Origin of the sequence: Planktothrix mougeotii LEGE 06226 (assembly GCF_015207485.1) — a bacterium.
GTDB lineage: Bacteria > Cyanobacteriota > Cyanobacteriia > Cyanobacteriales > Microcoleaceae > Planktothrix.
The window spans coordinates 62,301-79,974 of sequence record NZ_JADEWU010000012.1; the positions used below are offsets into that span (position 1 = coordinate 62,301).

Consider the following 17,674-nt stretch of genomic DNA (forward strand, 5'->3'; position numbering starts at 1 on the left):
AAGTATTAACTTTCCTGAGAAACCGGGTTTCTAGCACCCCAGAAACCCGGTTTCTAAATGGATCTTTATTGGTGAATATTAACCTTTCTCAGAAACCCGGTTTCTCCTAAAGTGAACGAAGCAATATTGTTACAAATAATCCGATGAAAAATAACATCATAAAAGTTTCTGGTGTTGCTGAGTGATTAACATGACGTTCTTGATTGCATTTTAAACAAACATAATGATCTGGATCATGGGAATCTCTCACCCAATAACACATCAGTTGATCACATTTCATCATGTTGATTCTCCTTGCAAATTAGCATTAAATTCAGCTAAAGTTAATCCCCGTTGTTTGAGTAAACGATTAATGTGGCGATCGCTAATTTCAACACCAAACTCCCGCTTCAGTTGTTTTGCTAAACTCTTCGCTTTCCAATATTCTGATTTAGAACCAAACTCTTTAGGACAATGTTTCAGTAATTCTTCCAAACGCAGTAAATAATCCTGATTCACTTTTTGCGGACGACCAATAGGCTGATTATTCCACTGTTCTGCTTTACCTTGTTTTGTCATTAACATCCAACGTCTCGCCGTTACTGCTGAACATCCCAACAATTGACAAATTTCGCGCTGAGTTTTACCCTCATCCGTCAGCAAGATAATCTGAATCCGTTGTTGATATTTTTTCGGTAAATAGGGATCTTGTAAATCCCTTTTTAAGCATCGCCATTCTAAAGGTTTTAAATACAATGATTGAGACATATTTGCTACCCCCTGAAACAGAAAAATATTTTTAAATCTATTATCTGAAATTTATCTAAAAAGTCAATTGAAAATAGATTTAATTTTTCCCAGTTTTAAGCGGGAGTGTAGAACGCTCATATTTCCCCTATAGTCAGGCTTTAGAGAATTTAGCTCTTTATTGTTCATTCCTTAAAAATCTCAATTTGATTGAAATAAATAATTTAAAATTCTAGGTTAACTATTGCTTAGAGGAGGGTTCCTGTGTGGAAATATCTGTTTTACTAATTCCTTTACAAGTATTTTCTAATAAAATATTATCCTTTTTATCACGAGATACTCTGTATTCAAAATTATCCTCCCTTACAGAATAAACCTTTTTTGATACATAAGCTTGACTTTTAGTATAATCAACTTTGTCTGGTAATAACTGACTAATTTTTTGATCCTCATCGTTAAATAAGGCTTCAACTAGAGAAGCTGTTCTTTCTGCAATATCTTGACTATCTTTACAAACAGTCATAGACTGTGACTTGTCTTTAATATTTTTTAAGCTTTGGATTGTACCATCTTGACCTGTAATCAATATTTTACCTTTTCTGTCACCCAACTTACCAATAATATGATTAGCCATATTATCATTCGCTACCCAAGCAATTTTTAGATCAGGATTCTTGTTTAAAATTTCCACCACCTTATTTGCAGCTGTTCGCCCATCCCAGTCTTCTATGTATAGAGGTTGATTATAGGGTTTTTCTATATATTTAATTGTTCCATTGTTGATATAACTGTTTAAGCTTTCCTCAAAACCTTGTCTCAACAATGTGGTATTATTATCATCCTGATCTCCATTAATCATTACATACTTATTATTCTGATTTTGAAATTGATATTTACTGCTATTACCTTTTCCCAGTTCCTTTGCAATGTATTCACCTTGATATTTGCCGACAAGCTGGCTATCAAAAGAAATATAATAAGGTGCATAAGTATTTTGCTTGTCATCAATAACACGATCATAGGCAATTACAGGTATACCGCGTTGAGTTGCATCCCGTACAATTTCTATTGCAGACTTTCCACTAGGCCCAATAATTAGTAAACATACGTTTTGATCAAAAGCTAGTTTGGCTTGCTCCTTTTGCTTTTCTGAATTTCCATTAGCATTAAAATAGAGAAGCATGAGATCCTCATTAACATGATCTTTGAGTTTCTTAGCGATTCCGCGTTCTAATGCTGGACGATCTGATCCCTCCCATCGTTGTGCTGCGCCAGTTTCAGGCAGAAAAATTGCTATTTTGTTACACTGAGTTGCAGTTAACCTATTAGAATTGATTAGACTACAACTTCCTGCTAAGATAAAAAGTGCTAAAAATAATCCTAAACAGGCTCTAAATCGACGTTGATACGCAGACAACTTAAACATAGACTTTCAGAGTTTGAGTATGTTCAAAAAACTTTACAAACGAAATGAATTTTTAGTCATTCTCTTGGGGTTGATTAGTATAGGTGTTTTAACAATCCTATCAAAAATATTACCCAAGTCTCAACAGAGTAATTCGTTAGCATCTAAATCTCCACCCCTATCTGCTCCTCAAGATTTTATTTCTAGCAAAAAGCGGATTAAAACGTCCACAGACAAAGGAGAGTCTGAGATAACACTCCAGATCTATACTGAGGTAGGGTTAAATGGGACTCTATCGCTAGAACTGGTAGAAGTTCCCAAGGGAACGTTTATAATGGGTTCTCCTTCTGATGAAGTTGGACATTTATCTTCTGAAGAACCTTTACGTCAAGTGAAGTTTAAAAAATCATTTTATATGAGTCGTTCTCCCATTACACAAGAACAGTGGGAAACTGTTATGGGATACAACCCATCAACCTTCAAAGGACAGAATTTACCTGTAGAAACTGTATCTTGGAAGGAAGCCCAAAAATTTTGTAATGAATTAAGTAAGCAAACTGGAAGAGAATATCGCTTACCCAGTGAAGCTGAGTGGGAATATGCCTGCCGTGCTGGTAGAAGCACCCCCTTTTATTTTGGTGATGATATTAGCCCTACACAAGCGAACTACGATACGCATTATTCTTACAAATCCAAACAAAGCGACGGAAAATATGAAGGGCAAACAACTCCAGTTGGTGTCGAAAATTTCCCCGCAAATCAGTTTGGTTTAGAAGATATGCACGGGAATGTTTGGGAATGGTGCAGCGACTCTTGGCATGATAATTATGATAGAACTCCTACAGATGGAACACCTTACACGAGCGGAGTGAATGAACAAGCAGTAATTCGAGGTGGAGCTTGGCATAGTTTTCCATCAAGATGCCGCAGTGCTGCCCGAGAAGAGATGTGGAAAAAAGTTAAAAGTAATCGCATTGGGTTCAGAGTTGTCTGTGTAAACAGCCTCTAACTTGATAGACTAAGATTATTCTGAATCTCCATTAATAAATAATTCAGCCATTGCCATCATCGTCATTGCTAAAATACCAGAGATTGGGGCTAAAAAAACAATTGAACTTGCTTCCATTTTTAGAAAAAATCTCAAAAATAAGTAAATTAGGTAATATGAAATTATGGAAAAAATGTGTTGGAGTATTTTTTGCCCTAGAGAAGAGTGATTGTTTAAGAAAAGTGAAATTCCCCATAAAATAATCCCAACAGCTATCCAAATTCCCTGATTAGTAATAGGTTGGCTGTTAAAAATAGCGATCGCAATTAACCAAACTCCTGCCCCCATCAATGCTGTTCTTCCATATAAACCCCAATCCGTCACAGGGGAAGATGGCAGTTTTTCCTGTTGAATTACAGGGGGATTCGGTATCGGAGGAGGTACTGGTGCAGGTCGGGAACGTCGAGGAGGATTGTGTTGAGGTGGAGAAGATTTGACTGTCTTCTTGCTTTCTGGTTTAGGCAGTAAATCTAACCATTCTTCAACAGATTGAGGACGATTTTTTCCCTCAAATTCCAATCCTTTCATGATCGCTGAATTCGTTTGTTCACTAATATATGGATTGTATGTATTAGGAGTAGTTAATTGCTCTCTATCTTTTTCTAGGATTAGGGATTCAATAGGAGCTTCTCCTGTCAAACAGAAATAGAGAGTTGCAGCTAATCCATAAACATCTGTAAACTCTCTCTGAATCTTAGCTTTTGAATATTGTTCAAAGGGTGCATAACCCGTTGAATACCTTACCGTTAAACTACTAGCCTGATCATGAGTTGTAAAATGACGAGCAATTCCAAAATCAATTAATACGGCTTCTAAACTACTATCTCTAATAATAATATTTTTGGGCTTTACATCCCTATGTAACATATTGATTTGATGAATAAGTTGCAAAGCTTCACCAATTTGTCGAATGTAGTGAATTGCTTCACTTTCTTGTAGAATACCTTTTTCATCGACTAATTCTTCTAAGTTTTTTCCCTTCACATATTCCATCACAAGACCGGGCAAACCATCCTCACGAATTGTATCTATAAGTTTAACAATATGAGGATTTTGTACAGTATGTAATAAACCGAACAATTTGAATCCTTCAAGCTCCAACTCAGTATCAGAAGAATCATTTAGATAAAGCAGTCTAGGTCTTGGAGTTTTAACTACAAATTTTTTGTTGCCTTGGCTTTTCACAAGATAAGTAACGCCAAAACCTCCCCTCCCTAACATTTTTTCTATAATATACTTGCCATCTTTTAACTTTTTGCCAGGTTGCCAGTACAACGGTTTATTCTGTTGATTGCTTCTATCCCTTCTAAAGTTTTGATGTATTTTTTCTGTATCTTCCTTATTGGTATGACCGAAGCCAGAATCATTGCTATCATCATCCTGTTGATTCTTCATAACAGATCTCCCCTGGTTATTGAAAATAATTATAGAGAAATAAGCGATCGCTTTTCTCCTTCAAACCCAAAAACTGTTGAATTTTCAAACCCAAAACTACTCCAGAGAGCAGATTGATAATGGTTATTAGTGAGAAAATAACATTTAAAAGACTTTATATAGCAAGTCTAAAGAGATTGTAGAATAATAATCATGGCTGATTACTAATCCTAAAAAATTACCAGAAATCCTCCTGTAGGGGCGAGGCGCGCCTCGCCCCTACGATAAATTAATTGGATTTTCAGACATTTGTACAACTGATTTAGACTTACTATATATCAGTCAACCAGTTTAACATTAAAAACATAACCTTCATTTCTGAGCGTCTCAAAAACGTTATTAATCTTGTGATTATCAGTAATTTCTTTTAATCGACAAATCAAATTAGCAACATCACCATTGATTTTAGTTCGATCATCTCCCCAAATAGCCTGAATTAAATCGAGATGTTGACACAAAGTAGGTTCACCCTGATTCTGATGATTTTGTTCAGCCATAAAATCAACCATTTTCCGTTGTAAAGGGGTTAATTTTATGGGGTAGCGGTTATCTCCCGTAACGACAAACAACTTTCTTTGACTCAAGTTATACTCCAAGAAAGGCTCAGGTGGGGGCTTTTTAGTAGAATCTTGTTCATCCAAAAATGTTAATTGAAAAGGTGAAGTTTCTGATGAGCTATAGATCAAAATCAGATCTTCATGGTGAAGGCGAACTCCTTTATCTCCTTGTAGTCGCACATCCTGCTCCAATTCCGCATATCGTTTGATCCAAGTTCCATTTTTACTCCCTTCATCCACAAGCCACCAATATCCTTGGTTTCCTTTTTTAACAATATAACAATGAGTTCTGGAAACCCGTTCTTCAGGATCGGGTTGAAGAACAATATCATTATGATCTAAACGACCAATTCTAATCAGGCTATCTTCAGTTTGAGAGGAGAGGGGGTAATTTTCCGCCCGACCATCAGGGTATTGAATTTTCAGAAACAGCACTTCTGGGTTAATCATATTCCTACCGTCCAGATAGAACTAGATATTATTGTTTAACTATCATTAATCATAAATTATACCTGAAATATCTAAAAGCATCTAAAATTTTAAACTTTTTTAACATAAATAAAAACGTCAACAAAATCAAGAACTGTTAAGTCGGGGACTAGGGTAAAAAAAGTTATCAACACTATGGAGTAGATTTTCCAGTCCATCTATGATTTCCTGGGAAAAAGACTGGCAATCTTCCTATCCATCCCCGGATGTGGAATTGATCATATAGTAGTTAAAATCCCATTTACTCCGTGTTCATGGGCATTTAAACCTCTAATATCACTTTTTTTCACTTTTTTCACTTTGGGTTTCACTTTTTGGCAACTTTTTTTCCCTAAGAGTGTGATAGGCTATTGCCATGAGTAATTTTTTTCGATACTTCGACAGGTTTAAACCTGTTGCTACACAGTTAAAGTTCGCCTATGCCAACTTGGAACAGATGCAAAAAAATTAATTTTTCAAGAAAATTCCGATTTAAGACTTCAGGAGATTAACCGATGAACTTAGTACAATTAATGGAGGTTTGATTATGGTTTGGAATTGGTTAAAAAATGTAGGTAAAGCAATAGTTGATACGGCTCAAGCTATCTTTACACCACAAGTATATACAGCCAGAAAACAACGAGAAAATACTACTGCCATTGTTCAGTCTAATACAGCTTTAGCTGAAAGACGAGAAGAAATGCAAGTTGCTCAATTAAAGTTACAATATATTCAGGAGAAAGAAAGACAACAATTTCAAGCTGAACAATCATATTTGAGTAATCAAAGAGTTAAAGAAGCACAAGAAAGACAACTTACTGCTCAAGCTGAACAAGCTACATTAAGTCATCAAAGAGCTAAGGAATTACAAGAAAGACAACTGGTTTTTCAAGCTGAACAAGCGAGATTAAGTCAGCAACGTCAAGACGAATTACAAAAGTTTATTCAACAAGTGCAAATTATAATTAATGACAAAAATCTTGATTTTCAACGGTGGCGTTTTGAACAAGAAAAGGAATTACAATTACAAATTCTCCAATTAAATCAAGAATTTCAGCGAGAGTTAGCAATTTATCAACGTCAAACTTCTTTAAAAGTTGTTGAAGAACAAAAAAGATTAGAAAATTCTCCTGTTTGGTTAGTTGCTTCCGATATTCTCAATTCTAACATTACTGGTGTCATGCCTTTACATATCTTTTTTGCACCGCCTAAATTACAATTTGAACGCTTTGCTAATGCTGCCAATAATAATAAAGGATTTCCTGATCTGGAATTAACTTTAGCGGAAGGATTACGACAATTTTTTAAAGAATATGCTCAACAAAAACGTCCTTTAGATTTTTTAGCGGGGGCTTGGGTTAGTAAAACTTTTCACAGTGAAGCGAGTATTAAGGCTTTATTCGGTGTTTTAAAATCAGAACCCACTTTAGTTTTAGAATCAGAAATTGATGGCGATTATCTTAATTTTCGGGTAGCTTATTGGGGCTTAAATTGGTCTGATTTTCGTTATGATCCAATTATATCTCGTTTACCTTATCGTAATATTCTCTATGATGCTGCTAAAAATCGGGCTAAAAAATGGTTAGAAACGAGAGAAAAATTAATTGCTACAGGAGAAAGTTCTGAAGAAGTAGATAAAATTTATGGTGCTGATAATGTGCAGAATTTGGCAATTTTACAAAAAGAGGAAAAGTTTAGAAGTAGTGGGATTAATATTAGTGATTTAGAACTTCATTATCGAGTTAATAGTAAAGATTTTGAAGAATTAGGACAATTCTTTATTCTTTATCATTGTGTATTTTCCGGTTTGATTGCTGATGAGTATTTCCTGATTGAATACAATTTACCCCCTAGCCTTCCTCAACTTTTACCAAATTTAATTAACAAAGTCAATGATACAGAAATATTAAAAGAGTTAATTAAATCAATTGTTTTCTATTACCAAAAAATGTATGATGCTTTAACTGAAGATAACGAACGCTGCGCCCTTATTCCTGATTTAGCGTTAGATTTAGCTTTGGGTTTAGCGAATTTAGCTGATAAAACTTGGGCAAAAGGACGGATTATTTATTCTTTACAACAGTGGTTAAAGTTACATGAGTTAGAAATAACGAAGGATTTTGAATCTTTATTAACTAAGGTGACATCTGCTTTAACAATTGATGATGTTAACTATATCAATAAGTTAAATCAATGTTTACAAGCGATTAATGACAATCATTCTTTGAGTGTTCAGGATGCTTGTTATCAAAGGGGTTTAAATCGTTCTAAAAATGAGGAATATACTCAAGCAATTCGAGATTTTGATCAAGCCATTGAGTTAAATCCTCAATGGGCTGATGTTTATTATAATCGGGGATTAGTTTATATGAAGTTAGAGCAAACTCAAAAAGCCATTGATGATTATACTGAAGCTTTGAAAATTAAGCCTAATTGGGATAGTGCTTATTGTAATCGTGGTAATGCTTATTATAAGTTAGGGGAATATGAACAAGCCATTTTAGATTATGATTCGGCTTTGAGAATTAACCCTAATTATAGTCAAGCACAAAGAAATAAGGATATTGTTCAAGGTGTTTGGGATGAAGTAAAACGTCAACAAAGTCAACAAAAACACAGTTTAATAGATAGAAGGAAAAAATTAGAAAATGTCGTGCTGATTTCTACCCTTTCTGGACATTCTGATTACGTCAGATCTGTTATTTTTTCTTCTGATAATGAAACTTTATGTAGTGCTGCTGATGATGATACTATAAAAATATGGGATTTGATCACAGAAAAACCGAGAGTTAGTTATCGTGATCAAACTAATATTTATTCTTTGGCTTTTGTACCAAATAGCCAAATTTTAATTTCTTGCAATGACAATAAAATAAAATTATGGAACTTATCAATACAAAAAAAGGAAAAGACACTGATTGACGATTACAATGAGGAAATATATGCTTTAGCAATTTCTGATAATGGTCAAATTTTAGCTAGTGGTGGTAATAGTGGTAGTATTTTAATCTGGGATCTAAATAGTGGCAAACAAATTGATACTTTAACAGTTAATTTTGGGGAGGAGGTAAAATCTATTGTCATTTCTAAAGATAGTCAAATTTTAGCTGCTGGAAGTACCGATGGGCAAATTGTACTTTATAATTTAGCTACTCAAGAAGAGATTGATACAGTTGGACACAATGATTCTGTCAACACGCTTATTATTACTGCTAATGGAGAAACTTTAATTAGTGGAAGCGATGATACAACTATCAAGTTTTGGAATATTAAAACAGGAGAAGAAATTCTAACTTTAAATGGACATAATGATTCTGTAAATGTTTTTGCTATTAGTCCCGATGGAAAACGTTTAGTAAGTGGTGATTCGGGTGGTAATATTATTGTTTGGTATCTTAATAATGGAAAGCAATTAAAACAATTTTCTGCTCACTCAGGAGGGGTATTAACTCTTGCAATTAGTCCAGATGGTTATACCTTAGTTAGTGGAGGTGGTGATAATTTAATTAAAATTTGGCGAGTACAGGATTAAGTAGTAAAGTTTAGTAGGTTGGGTTAAGCGAAAGCGCAACCCAACACTAACAACACTCCCATTACCTTTGTTAAGTTTCGTACCTCAACCCGAACTACAATTAATAATTTGTGTCAAAAATTGAGGATTCTGTGAGATTTTGAGGTTAAAATATTAACAATTTTAATCTATTGAGGTAATTCAACATAAAATTAACAGCAACAGAACTTTGAGTTAATTTCAAATACTACAGTCCTAATGTATATTTGAGTGCTGCATCTACGGATATCATATCTGAGAAAACACCGATCACTCTATCAATTTCTGAATCGAGGACAGTCACGATATTATCAGTCATAATCACCGAATTTGTTATTAATCCTGTTTGCTGTCCTTCAGATGTTGTGATATCTACAAACACTCGGCTGGGATGTCCAGCACGATCCAGATTACTCGTAATCATTGCCACAATAGTCTGCGACAAATTAGTTTCTATACCCCACGCCTGAATTACCAAAGCTGGCCGTCGTTTAGCTGTTCTTAGGCTGGAATCAGGAAACAAAACTAACACCACTTCACCGCGATTATAAGGCATCATAGACATCCATTTCTGGACAATCCCAATCTTCAGAAAAACTTTGCAGTCTAGCCCGCAAATTGGCTGCTTGTTCTCGATTTATACCGCGAGATTGTAAATCAATAGATTCCTTTTTTTGATCCTCCTTAATCAAGTCACAAGCCTTGGGTTTTTCAATATTTTTTGTGCTTTCTGTAAGGAGTTTTTGATTGATTTCCAGATAGTTTGAAATAGCTTCATTTACGATATCGCTTAAATCCCGATCCATGAGAGTCGCGATCGCGCAAAGTGCTGCTTTTTTCTCGCGATCTAGTGTCAACATCACGTTTTCTTTGCTCATAGTTTTTGCGGTCATTATCAATGGTGATATGCCATTATTAATTATAGCATCAATATAGCAATTTCGCTGATTCAATAACTGATACCACCTCAGAGCGATCGCACACACTCAAGAAACCGGGTTTCTCATTAAGATTAATAGTATTCCATCAATATCTCTTCAGAAACCCGGTTTCTATGGGCTTTAGTTTCTATGTAGTCAATAGTACCAAACAATTCCACTATTTTTAGTTGTTTGCGACGTTGAATGTACTCGCGTAAAGCTGCTTCGATTAATGTAGTAGGTGTTAAATGGTGACTCAAATCAAGGGCTTCTTGAAGCAGATTTTTGTCAATTTCGAGCGTAGTTACCCTGTATTTTACTCCTGCGAGTAAGGTTCGATCACTCTCGGTGTATCTTCTCAAGTCTCTCACCCCCTCAAAAAAAGTTAAAATTAGCCCGAAACCCAGTATTTAAGGACATCCAGTTAATCTCAGTTCCGTTAAAATCACATTAGTTAACTCAAATCGAGAGGATTGAGAAGGTCAGGAACTATAATGAAAAACTGAACTCAGGTTTCTAAAACATAAGGGTTAGTCAAAATCAACCTCAATCCAGAGGTCGAATGAGATTGAAGATCAGAAACCTCAGTTTAACTTTAAAACTCCCTCTGTTGCTTGTGAAATCGTGACTAGAAGGCTGTTAACTGTTCATGACTAAGGGTTGACTGCGAGGGTTTACACACTCCCTACCCATAGTCATCACCGTGTTACGATCACGACAGAGAGAGAATCGTGGAAGAAGAAGGAAGATAAAATACATGGAAGAGATCATTAAGTCAATATCCTTTGATGGACGGGATATTAGACTCAAAATAGGTTTACTTGCGCCACAGGCAGGTGGAGCCGTTTTAATCGAGTCTGGAGATACATCAGTTCTAGTGACTGCGACTCGCGCTGAAGGCAGACCTGGAATCGATTTTCTGCCCTTGTTAGTGGACTATGAAGAACGACTGTATGCAGGGGGAAGAATTCCAGGGGGATTCTTACGTCGGGAAGGTCGTCCGCCGGATCGGGTTACTCTAACTAGCCGTTTAATTGACCGTCCCTTACGTCCTCTGATTCCCCATTGGGTCAGGGATGATATTCAGGTTGTCGCCACAACGTTGTCTATGGATGAACAGGTGCCACCGGATGTGTTAGCCGTCACAGGTGCTTCTGTAGCCGTCATTTTAGCTAAAATTCCCTTTTTTGGGCCGATGGCTGCGGTACGGGTGGGATTAGTGGGAGATGATTTTATTATTAATCCCACCTACCGAGAAGTGAAGAATGGGGATTTGGATTTAGTCGTGGCGGGTTCCCCCGATGGCGTGGTGATGGTGGAAGCGGGGGCGAACCAACTGCCGGAACAGGATATCATTGAGGCGATTGATTTTGGTTATGAGGCGGTTTGTGATTTAATCAAAGCCCAAGAGGAATTAATGCGAGACTTGGGGATTGAAATCAAACCCGGTGAACCCCCGGAAGGAAATACCGGTTTAATCGAATTTATCCGCGATCGCGTGACTCTCCCCGTTAAACAAGTTCTCCAACAATATGACTTGGATAAAACGGCACGGGATGCCCACTTGGATGAAATTAAGGAAGAACAAATTATTACCCCCATTGAAGCGTTACCCGAAGATGATCCACTGCGGGTGGCGACAACCGAGGATTCTAAATTGGTGAGTCAGATTTTCAAGGACATCACCAAGGAGTTAATGCGTCAGCAAATTGTCCAAGATAGCGTCCGGGTGGATGGTCGCAATTTAGATCAAGTCCGTCCAGTATCTTGTAAGGTGAGTTGTTTACCGAAACGGGTACATGGCAGTGCCTTGTTTAATCGCGGTTTAACTCAGGTGTTATCCATTGCGACTTTAGGAACGCCGGGAGATGCTCAGGATTTAGATGATTTGCATCCCCAAGAAGAAAAACGCTATATGCACCATTACAACTTTCCCCCTTATTCCGTTGGGGAAACCAAACCCATGCGGGCACCGGGTCGGCGAGAAATTGGTCATGGCGCGTTAGCAGAACGGGCCTTAGTTCCTGTGTTACCGTCTAAGGATCAGTTTCCCTATGTGATTCGGGTCGTATCAGAAGTATTATCGTCCAACGGCTCAACTTCAATGGGTTCGGTCTGTGGATCAACATTAGCGTTAATGGATGCCGGGGTTCCCATTTCCAAACCCGTGAGTGGGGCGGCGATGGGGTTAATTAAAGAAGGGGAAGAGGTTCGGATTCTCACCGATATCCAAGGAATTGAGGACTTTTTGGGAGATATGGACTTCAAAGTGGCGGGAACCGATAGTGGAGTCACCGCGCTGCAAATGGATATGAAGATCACCGGACTACCGATGAAAACGGTAGCCGATGCCATTTATCAAGCCAAACCTGCCCGACTGCATATCCTGGAAAAAATGTTAGAGGTGATTGGCAAACCGCGTTCTGATTTATCTCCGTTTGCACCTCGGTTGTTAACGCTGAAAATTGATCCTGATTTGATTGGTTTGGTGATTGGCCCTGGTGGGAAAACCATTAAGGGGATTACCGAAGAAACCGGAGTCAAGATTGATATTGATGATGATGGTACGGTGACCATTGCTTCAACGGATAGTGAGAATGCTGCCCGTGCTTATCAAATTATTCAAGGCATGACTCGCAAACTGAATGCTGGGGATGTCTATGTAGGCCGGATTACTCGGATTATCCCCATTGGGGCCTTTGTAGAATTACTTCCCGGTAAGGAAGGAATGATTCATATTTCCCAATTAGCAGATTACCGGGTTCCTCGGGTTGAGGATGAGGTATCTGTGGGAGATGAGGTGATTGTCAAAGTTCGGGAAATTGACAGCAAAGGTCGGATTAATCTGACTCGTCTGAATATTCATCCTGATGAAGCCGCCGCTGCCCGTGCGGCTGCGGTGAAATAGTCAGTAATATCAATAATGTGGAACAGGCATCTTGCCTGTTCCACGGGCTGCCACAGTGAAATAGTCAGTAATATCAGTTATGGGTTTTTAGTTTTTAGTTCTGGGTTAACAACTGATAACTGATAACTGATAACTGGTACAGACGCGCCATGGCGCGTCTCTACACTGATAACTGATTAAATCAGTTGAGATTCAAAGGCTCCAATGTCAATGATGTTGTTAACAATCCGGGTAAAGTTAGGCCCTCGTTGGTCGAATTGTCCGGGGTTTGTATGGGGGATAGCAAAGCTATTGTTTCCGGCATTAATCGCCAAGCTAGTGCTGGCTAAGGCTAGTGTTGGTGTGGTTCCCCCATTATTTTGTAAAGGACTCAGTAACGGATCAATAGGAGTGGTGCTGCTACCGACAATATCGTTATCAACCCCATTGATTAAACCTTCCCCTCCAGTTCCGTCTCCAATTAAGTTGTTGCCACCACTGTTAAAGGCAAATTCAATAGATGCCCCCACATCAGGATTAAAAGGAGCCGTATTACTAGCAATCAGCGTGTTTTTCAGATTGCTGACCCCTCCAATATTTCGGACACCGCCACTATTTCCGGTGGCTTGGTTGAAACCTATAGTGCTATTTGTAATCGTCAACTCCGCCACAGAATTAAACACTCCACCCCCGATATTAGCGATATTATTAGCAATGGTGCTATTAATAATTTGGACTTGACCATCAATAACAATAACGCCGCCTCCATTGCTGCCTTGATTATTACTAATAGTGCTATTTTGAATCGTCAGTTTACCCGAATTCGCGATCGCACCTCCGTTATTGGCTCGGTTTCCATCCAGCCAACTATCAATCACCTGAACATTACTGGTGGATGAAGTAATATTAATCGCACCGCCTCGGCTACCTGTAGTTGTACTGGAGGTACTCGGTATAGTTCCCGCCGGGAAGCCATTAGTTAGTTTCAATCCCTCAATCGTGATATTGCCCCCATTGATATTAAAAATGTTATAGTCCCCTCCAGTATCCCGACGAACGCTAAGTTGATCCGCTCCAGGGCCGTCGAAAATAATATCGCTATTGAGAGCAGGCAAAGCACCCGTGAGGTTAATTACCCCAGAAGAAGCTTGATCAGCAAAAGTAATCGTATCTTCTCCGGTGAGAGATTGAGCATTCAGAATGGCTTGACGTAAGGAACCTTCTACTAAAGCATAATCTTCTGGGGTTTGACTTTTTTGTCCATCACCAAGTTGGGTAACAGCCGTATCATTGGCTTGAATTGTAACCGTTGCGGTGTTTTCTTTCGGACTAATCTTGTAATCCCCTTCTGCCAAAGCCAAGGTCAAAGACTCATCAGCTTCTGCCGGAATATCATCAATGGGAGTTAGAATAATATCAAGACTAACTTGGTCATTGGGAAGGGTAACAACAGCAGTAGAATCATTATTAATTGTAACAGTTTGCCCCGTTGAAGTTGTTAGAGTGTAGTCGTCTTCAGAGATTTTATCGGGTGTCAGGGCAAGATTAACCGTTAAATCTCCGAACGTATCAGGTGCACGACTAATCCGATAAACTCCATTCTTAGGCAACTCATTTTCAACCTTCGTGGTGGTGGGTTCGGTGGCAATCGCTTCTACAGTCGTCAGACTCAGAGTAGCTTGATCATCATCATCAATCGTAACAACCGTAGTCGGGTTATCGTTTCCAGCCTGTCCATTTTGATCAAAATTAGCAAAAGAAAGTTGCAAAGTTCGGTCAGGCTGAACCCGTACATTACCAATAATCTCAATCGGAACTGTTTGCTTATCTTGATTAGGAGCAAAAGTCAGTCGTATTGGCCCTGGTTTGAAATCCGTATCCGAAATCGCAGTAACACTCGTCAAAACCACATCCACACTAGACTGTTGACTAATATCCCCTGAACGAGCCACCTCAACCTGATTAAACTGACTAGAAGCATCCCCTTCTTCAACTTCATAGTTGTTCTGTACGAAATTATAGGTAGGTGGGGAATCATCATCTGCAATCGTCAAAATTGCCTCCGGTGCAGTCGTTCCCGGTTGACCCTCATTATCAAAATTGGAAAACGACAAAGCAATCGCCTCACTAGATTCCGATACTTCATCTCCTTTAATGGTAATTTGTAGGGTTTTGCTGGTTTCTCCCGGTAGGAATTGTAAGCCGATTTCAGAAGGAGAATAATCTTCCTCTGGGGTAGCCCCGTTGGGGGAACCTGTATTTAAATTAACCGTAACCGATGAAGCTATATCAACCTTACCCGAACGAATGACGGTGATTTCACTGTAAGTAATATCAGCATTATTTTCCCGCACCTCATAAACATTAGTCGTGAAATCATAAGTGGGAACATTATCATCATCAATCACCAGCAAATCCGCAGTGGGGTGGAGATTTCCCACTAAACTACCTGGGGGAGCACTCAGGGATAGATTAATAGTTTTGTTTTGATCAGACCCTAAATCCCCTGTAATCGTAATAGGAACCGTTTGAGTGATTTCTCCCGCCTTAAAATTAACCGTGATTGGCCCTGGGGCAAAATCCACATTAGGGACAGCATTAACTCCCGTCAGGTTAACATTAACAGAAGAATCTACATTAATATCCCCAGAACGATTAATTTCAACAACCTGAGTCACGTTGGTTGAGTTACCTTCCAGGGTTTGGAAGAACTTACTGGCAAAATCATAAGTAGTAGGGCCATCGTCATCGTTAATATTGAGAGTGGCTTGGGGGTTGATAGTTCCAGGTTGTCCACTGGGTTGAAAGTTATCTGGATCAAATGATAAGACTATGACTTCGGAGGGTTCAATGGTATTATCTCCAATAACAGGGATGGAAAAGGTTTTTTGAGTCTCGGCTTCAGCAAAAACTAAGGAGATTTCCGTCGGTTCCACATCAACGCCCGGTGTTCCGCCGTTTTGTAAGGCTGGAGTCAGAAGAATTTTGACACTAGATACCAAATCAGTATCAAAGCTGCGGTTAATCGTAATACTAGCCTTCTGAGGAATATCTGGATCACCCTCAAACACAGAATATTCGGCCTGACTAAAATTATAAACCGGGGGCATAGGTGGAGGATCTTCACTGGTGATAGTTCCTAGGGCGGTAGATTCTTGGGGATTAGTAACATACAGAAACCCCGATTCTACCAAAGTCAGATCAACAGTTTTTCCAACCTCTTCAAATTTGTCATCATTAATAGGAACAATTGTAACCGTTGCCGTTGTGACATTGGCTGGGAAGGAAACACTGCCTTGGGTACTGGTGAATGTGCCCTCATTCGTGACTGTGTAATTTTCTCCCAGTTTTGCCGTACCTCCAACATTAAAATTAACCGTGATAGGCAAATTCAGAGAGCCCCCCTCACGAGTAAAGGTATACACTAAGGGGACTTCGGAATCTTCAGCAACTATATCAGGAGACAGAGACACACTAATCGTCGAAGGGGAGGGCGGCAGGGGAATAAAGAGAGATGATGTCGTTGGGAGCGGGGAAGGAGATAAACTGACATCATTATCTTGGAGGGTGACAGCTATTTCCTCAGATTCTCCCAGGGTTGCGCCCCCTTTCGGGTTAGATAGGGTTAACTGAAAGCTTTCATTGGGTTCGGGTTGCTGATCATCAACAATATTGATCGGAACCGAGACAACCTTGAAAGTTTCATAAGGTTGAAAGACCACTTCAACAACTTCTAAACTGACATCGCTGGATGTAGCCGTATCGGTTTTTAAGCCTAGGGTGGCACTTACCGTATTTAAAAGAGAGCCTGCCCGTTGAACATTGACAAATAGGGCTGAGGTTTCACCTTCTTGAACTTGCAGGGGAGTTGTATTAGTAAACTCAATAATTGGCGTACTGCTTTCAATGGATTGAGTAAAGTTGGCTTGATTATTGAGAACTGTCGCTTCGATTTCTTGAACTAAAATAAGTTGTTGATTACTTAATTTATCTTCAATAACGGTATCGTTTCCAACTTGTACGAACCGTAAATCGCTAAATTTTAAGTTATTGGTTAATCCAATTAAATCGACTCCAATCCGAAAATCAGTCACAATATCAAGTTGACCGTCGAGCAGTTCTCGGCCAATTACAAATACATCGGAACCGCCTCCGCCAGTAAGTTCATTAACTCCAGTTCCACTATAAAGTAGGTCGTTTCCTCTATCTCCAAATAAAAGATCATTGCCACCACTATCAAATAGGGTATCGCTGCCTTGTCCACCAAATAGCAGATCCGCTCCTTCACCGCCATTGAGTTGATCGTCCCCAGCGTTACCATAAATGAGGTCATCTCCTGAGTCTCCTTCTAGGGTATCGTTGCCAATATCCCCAAACAGCAGATCGTTACCGATACCCCCGGAAAGCAAATCGGCATCTTGACCTCCGTTAAGGCTATCGTTTTCGGCTAATCCTTGTAAGGTGTCGTTTCCGGTAAATCCAAGGATTTCATCGGGTTCGGGTGTCCCGGTTAATAAATCGTTGCTGGCAGTGCCAATAAGCTGTGTCATATTCAGAAGCCCCATTTATGTTGGTGATAGATTTTAAGTCAAGAATGGGTTAAACCGTATATTTTTCTGTATCCTAAAATACAAAATATCTTAGTAACCCTATTCGGGTGTATCCTATCCCTGGATCGG

12 protein-coding genes are annotated in these 17,674 nt (G+C 38.8%); 3 read left to right on the forward strand and 9 right to left on the reverse strand.

Translation table 11 applies throughout. The features are described 5' to 3' along the window. Positions 1 to 106 precede the first annotated feature (106 nt). The 3 genes from IQ236_RS07830 to IQ236_RS07840 all read right to left on the reverse strand — a co-directional run bounded on the left by IQ236_RS07830 (position 107) and on the right by IQ236_RS07840 (position 2,152). Positions 107 to 283 (reverse strand): hypothetical protein, encoded by a 177-nt coding sequence (locus IQ236_RS07830; RefSeq protein WP_193868749.1) that lies wholly within the window; start codon positions 281 to 283, stop codon positions 107 to 109. Continuing rightward, complete coding sequence (locus IQ236_RS07835) at positions 280 to 747, reverse strand: helix-turn-helix domain-containing protein (RefSeq protein ID WP_193868750.1); 468 nt, start codon at positions 745 to 747, stop codon at positions 280 to 282. Before IQ236_RS07835 ends, IQ236_RS07830 begins: the two co-directional genes overlap by 4 nt. Before the next feature lie 220 nt (positions 748 to 967). Beyond that, complete coding sequence (locus IQ236_RS07840; RefSeq protein ID WP_193868751.1) at positions 968 to 2,152, reverse strand: substrate-binding domain-containing protein; 1,185 nt, start codon at positions 2,150 to 2,152, stop codon at positions 968 to 970. Positions 2,153 to 2,171: 19 nt separating this feature from the next. Here IQ236_RS07840 and IQ236_RS07845 point away from each other — a divergent pair, with 19 nt between their 5' ends. Then, the gene (locus IQ236_RS07845; RefSeq protein ID WP_193868752.1) at positions 2,172 to 3,140 is read left to right on the forward strand and encodes a formylglycine-generating enzyme family protein; all 969 of its coding nucleotides are present in this window, start codon (positions 2,172 to 2,174) and stop codon (positions 3,138 to 3,140) included. Positions 3,141 to 3,155: 15 nt separating this feature from the next. Here IQ236_RS07845 and IQ236_RS07850 read toward each other — a convergent pair whose 3' ends face one another. Next, the gene (locus IQ236_RS07850; RefSeq protein WP_193868753.1) at positions 3,156 to 4,574 is read right to left on the reverse strand and encodes a serine/threonine protein kinase; all 1,419 of its coding nucleotides are present in this window, start codon (positions 4,572 to 4,574) and stop codon (positions 3,156 to 3,158) included. Between the two features lie 317 nt (positions 4,575 to 4,891). After that, positions 4,892 to 5,620, reverse strand: coding sequence for an FHA domain-containing protein (locus IQ236_RS07855; protein WP_193868754.1), 729 nt, complete (start codon positions 5,618 to 5,620; stop codon positions 4,892 to 4,894). A gap of 565 nt (positions 5,621 to 6,185) precedes the next feature. Between IQ236_RS07855 and IQ236_RS07860 the strand changes: the two genes are divergently transcribed. Further along, entirely contained in the window at positions 6,186 to 9,170 is a 2,985-nt protein-coding gene (locus IQ236_RS07860; protein WP_193868755.1) for a tetratricopeptide repeat protein, read from the forward strand. A gap of 226 nt (positions 9,171 to 9,396) precedes the next feature. On the opposite strand, the gene IQ236_RS07865 is transcribed toward IQ236_RS07860, so the two are convergent. The 3 genes from IQ236_RS07865 to IQ236_RS07875 all read right to left on the reverse strand — a co-directional run bounded on the left by IQ236_RS07865 (position 9,397) and on the right by IQ236_RS07875 (position 10,479). Continuing rightward, positions 9,397 to 9,747 (reverse strand): type II toxin-antitoxin system PemK/MazF family toxin, encoded by a 351-nt coding sequence (locus tag IQ236_RS07865; protein ID WP_228041482.1) that lies wholly within the window; start codon positions 9,745 to 9,747, stop codon positions 9,397 to 9,399. Continuing rightward, positions 9,734 to 10,066 (reverse strand): ribbon-helix-helix domain-containing protein, encoded by a 333-nt coding sequence (locus tag IQ236_RS07870; protein ID WP_193868775.1) that lies wholly within the window; start codon positions 10,064 to 10,066, stop codon positions 9,734 to 9,736. Before IQ236_RS07870 ends, IQ236_RS07865 begins: the two co-directional genes overlap by 14 nt. Before the next feature lie 134 nt (positions 10,067 to 10,200). Beyond that, positions 10,201 to 10,479, reverse strand: a complete 279-nt coding sequence (locus IQ236_RS07875; protein ID WP_322744103.1) for a type II toxin-antitoxin system VapB family antitoxin — start codon at positions 10,477 to 10,479, stop codon at positions 10,201 to 10,203. A gap of 386 nt (positions 10,480 to 10,865) precedes the next feature. On the opposite strand from IQ236_RS07875, the gene IQ236_RS07880 reads away from it, so the two are divergent. Further along, positions 10,866 to 13,016: a polyribonucleotide nucleotidyltransferase gene (locus IQ236_RS07880; protein ID WP_193868756.1), complete on the forward strand. Its 2,151-nt coding sequence runs from the start codon at positions 10,866 to 10,868 to the stop codon at positions 13,014 to 13,016. A gap of 176 nt (positions 13,017 to 13,192) precedes the next feature. Here the strand turns inward: IQ236_RS07880 and IQ236_RS07885 are convergent, their stop codons facing one another. After that, positions 13,193 to 17,545, reverse strand: a complete 4,353-nt coding sequence (locus IQ236_RS07885) for a Calx-beta domain-containing protein (protein WP_228041484.1) — start codon at positions 17,543 to 17,545, stop codon at positions 13,193 to 13,195. Between the last annotated feature and the right edge of the window lie 129 nt (positions 17,546 to 17,674).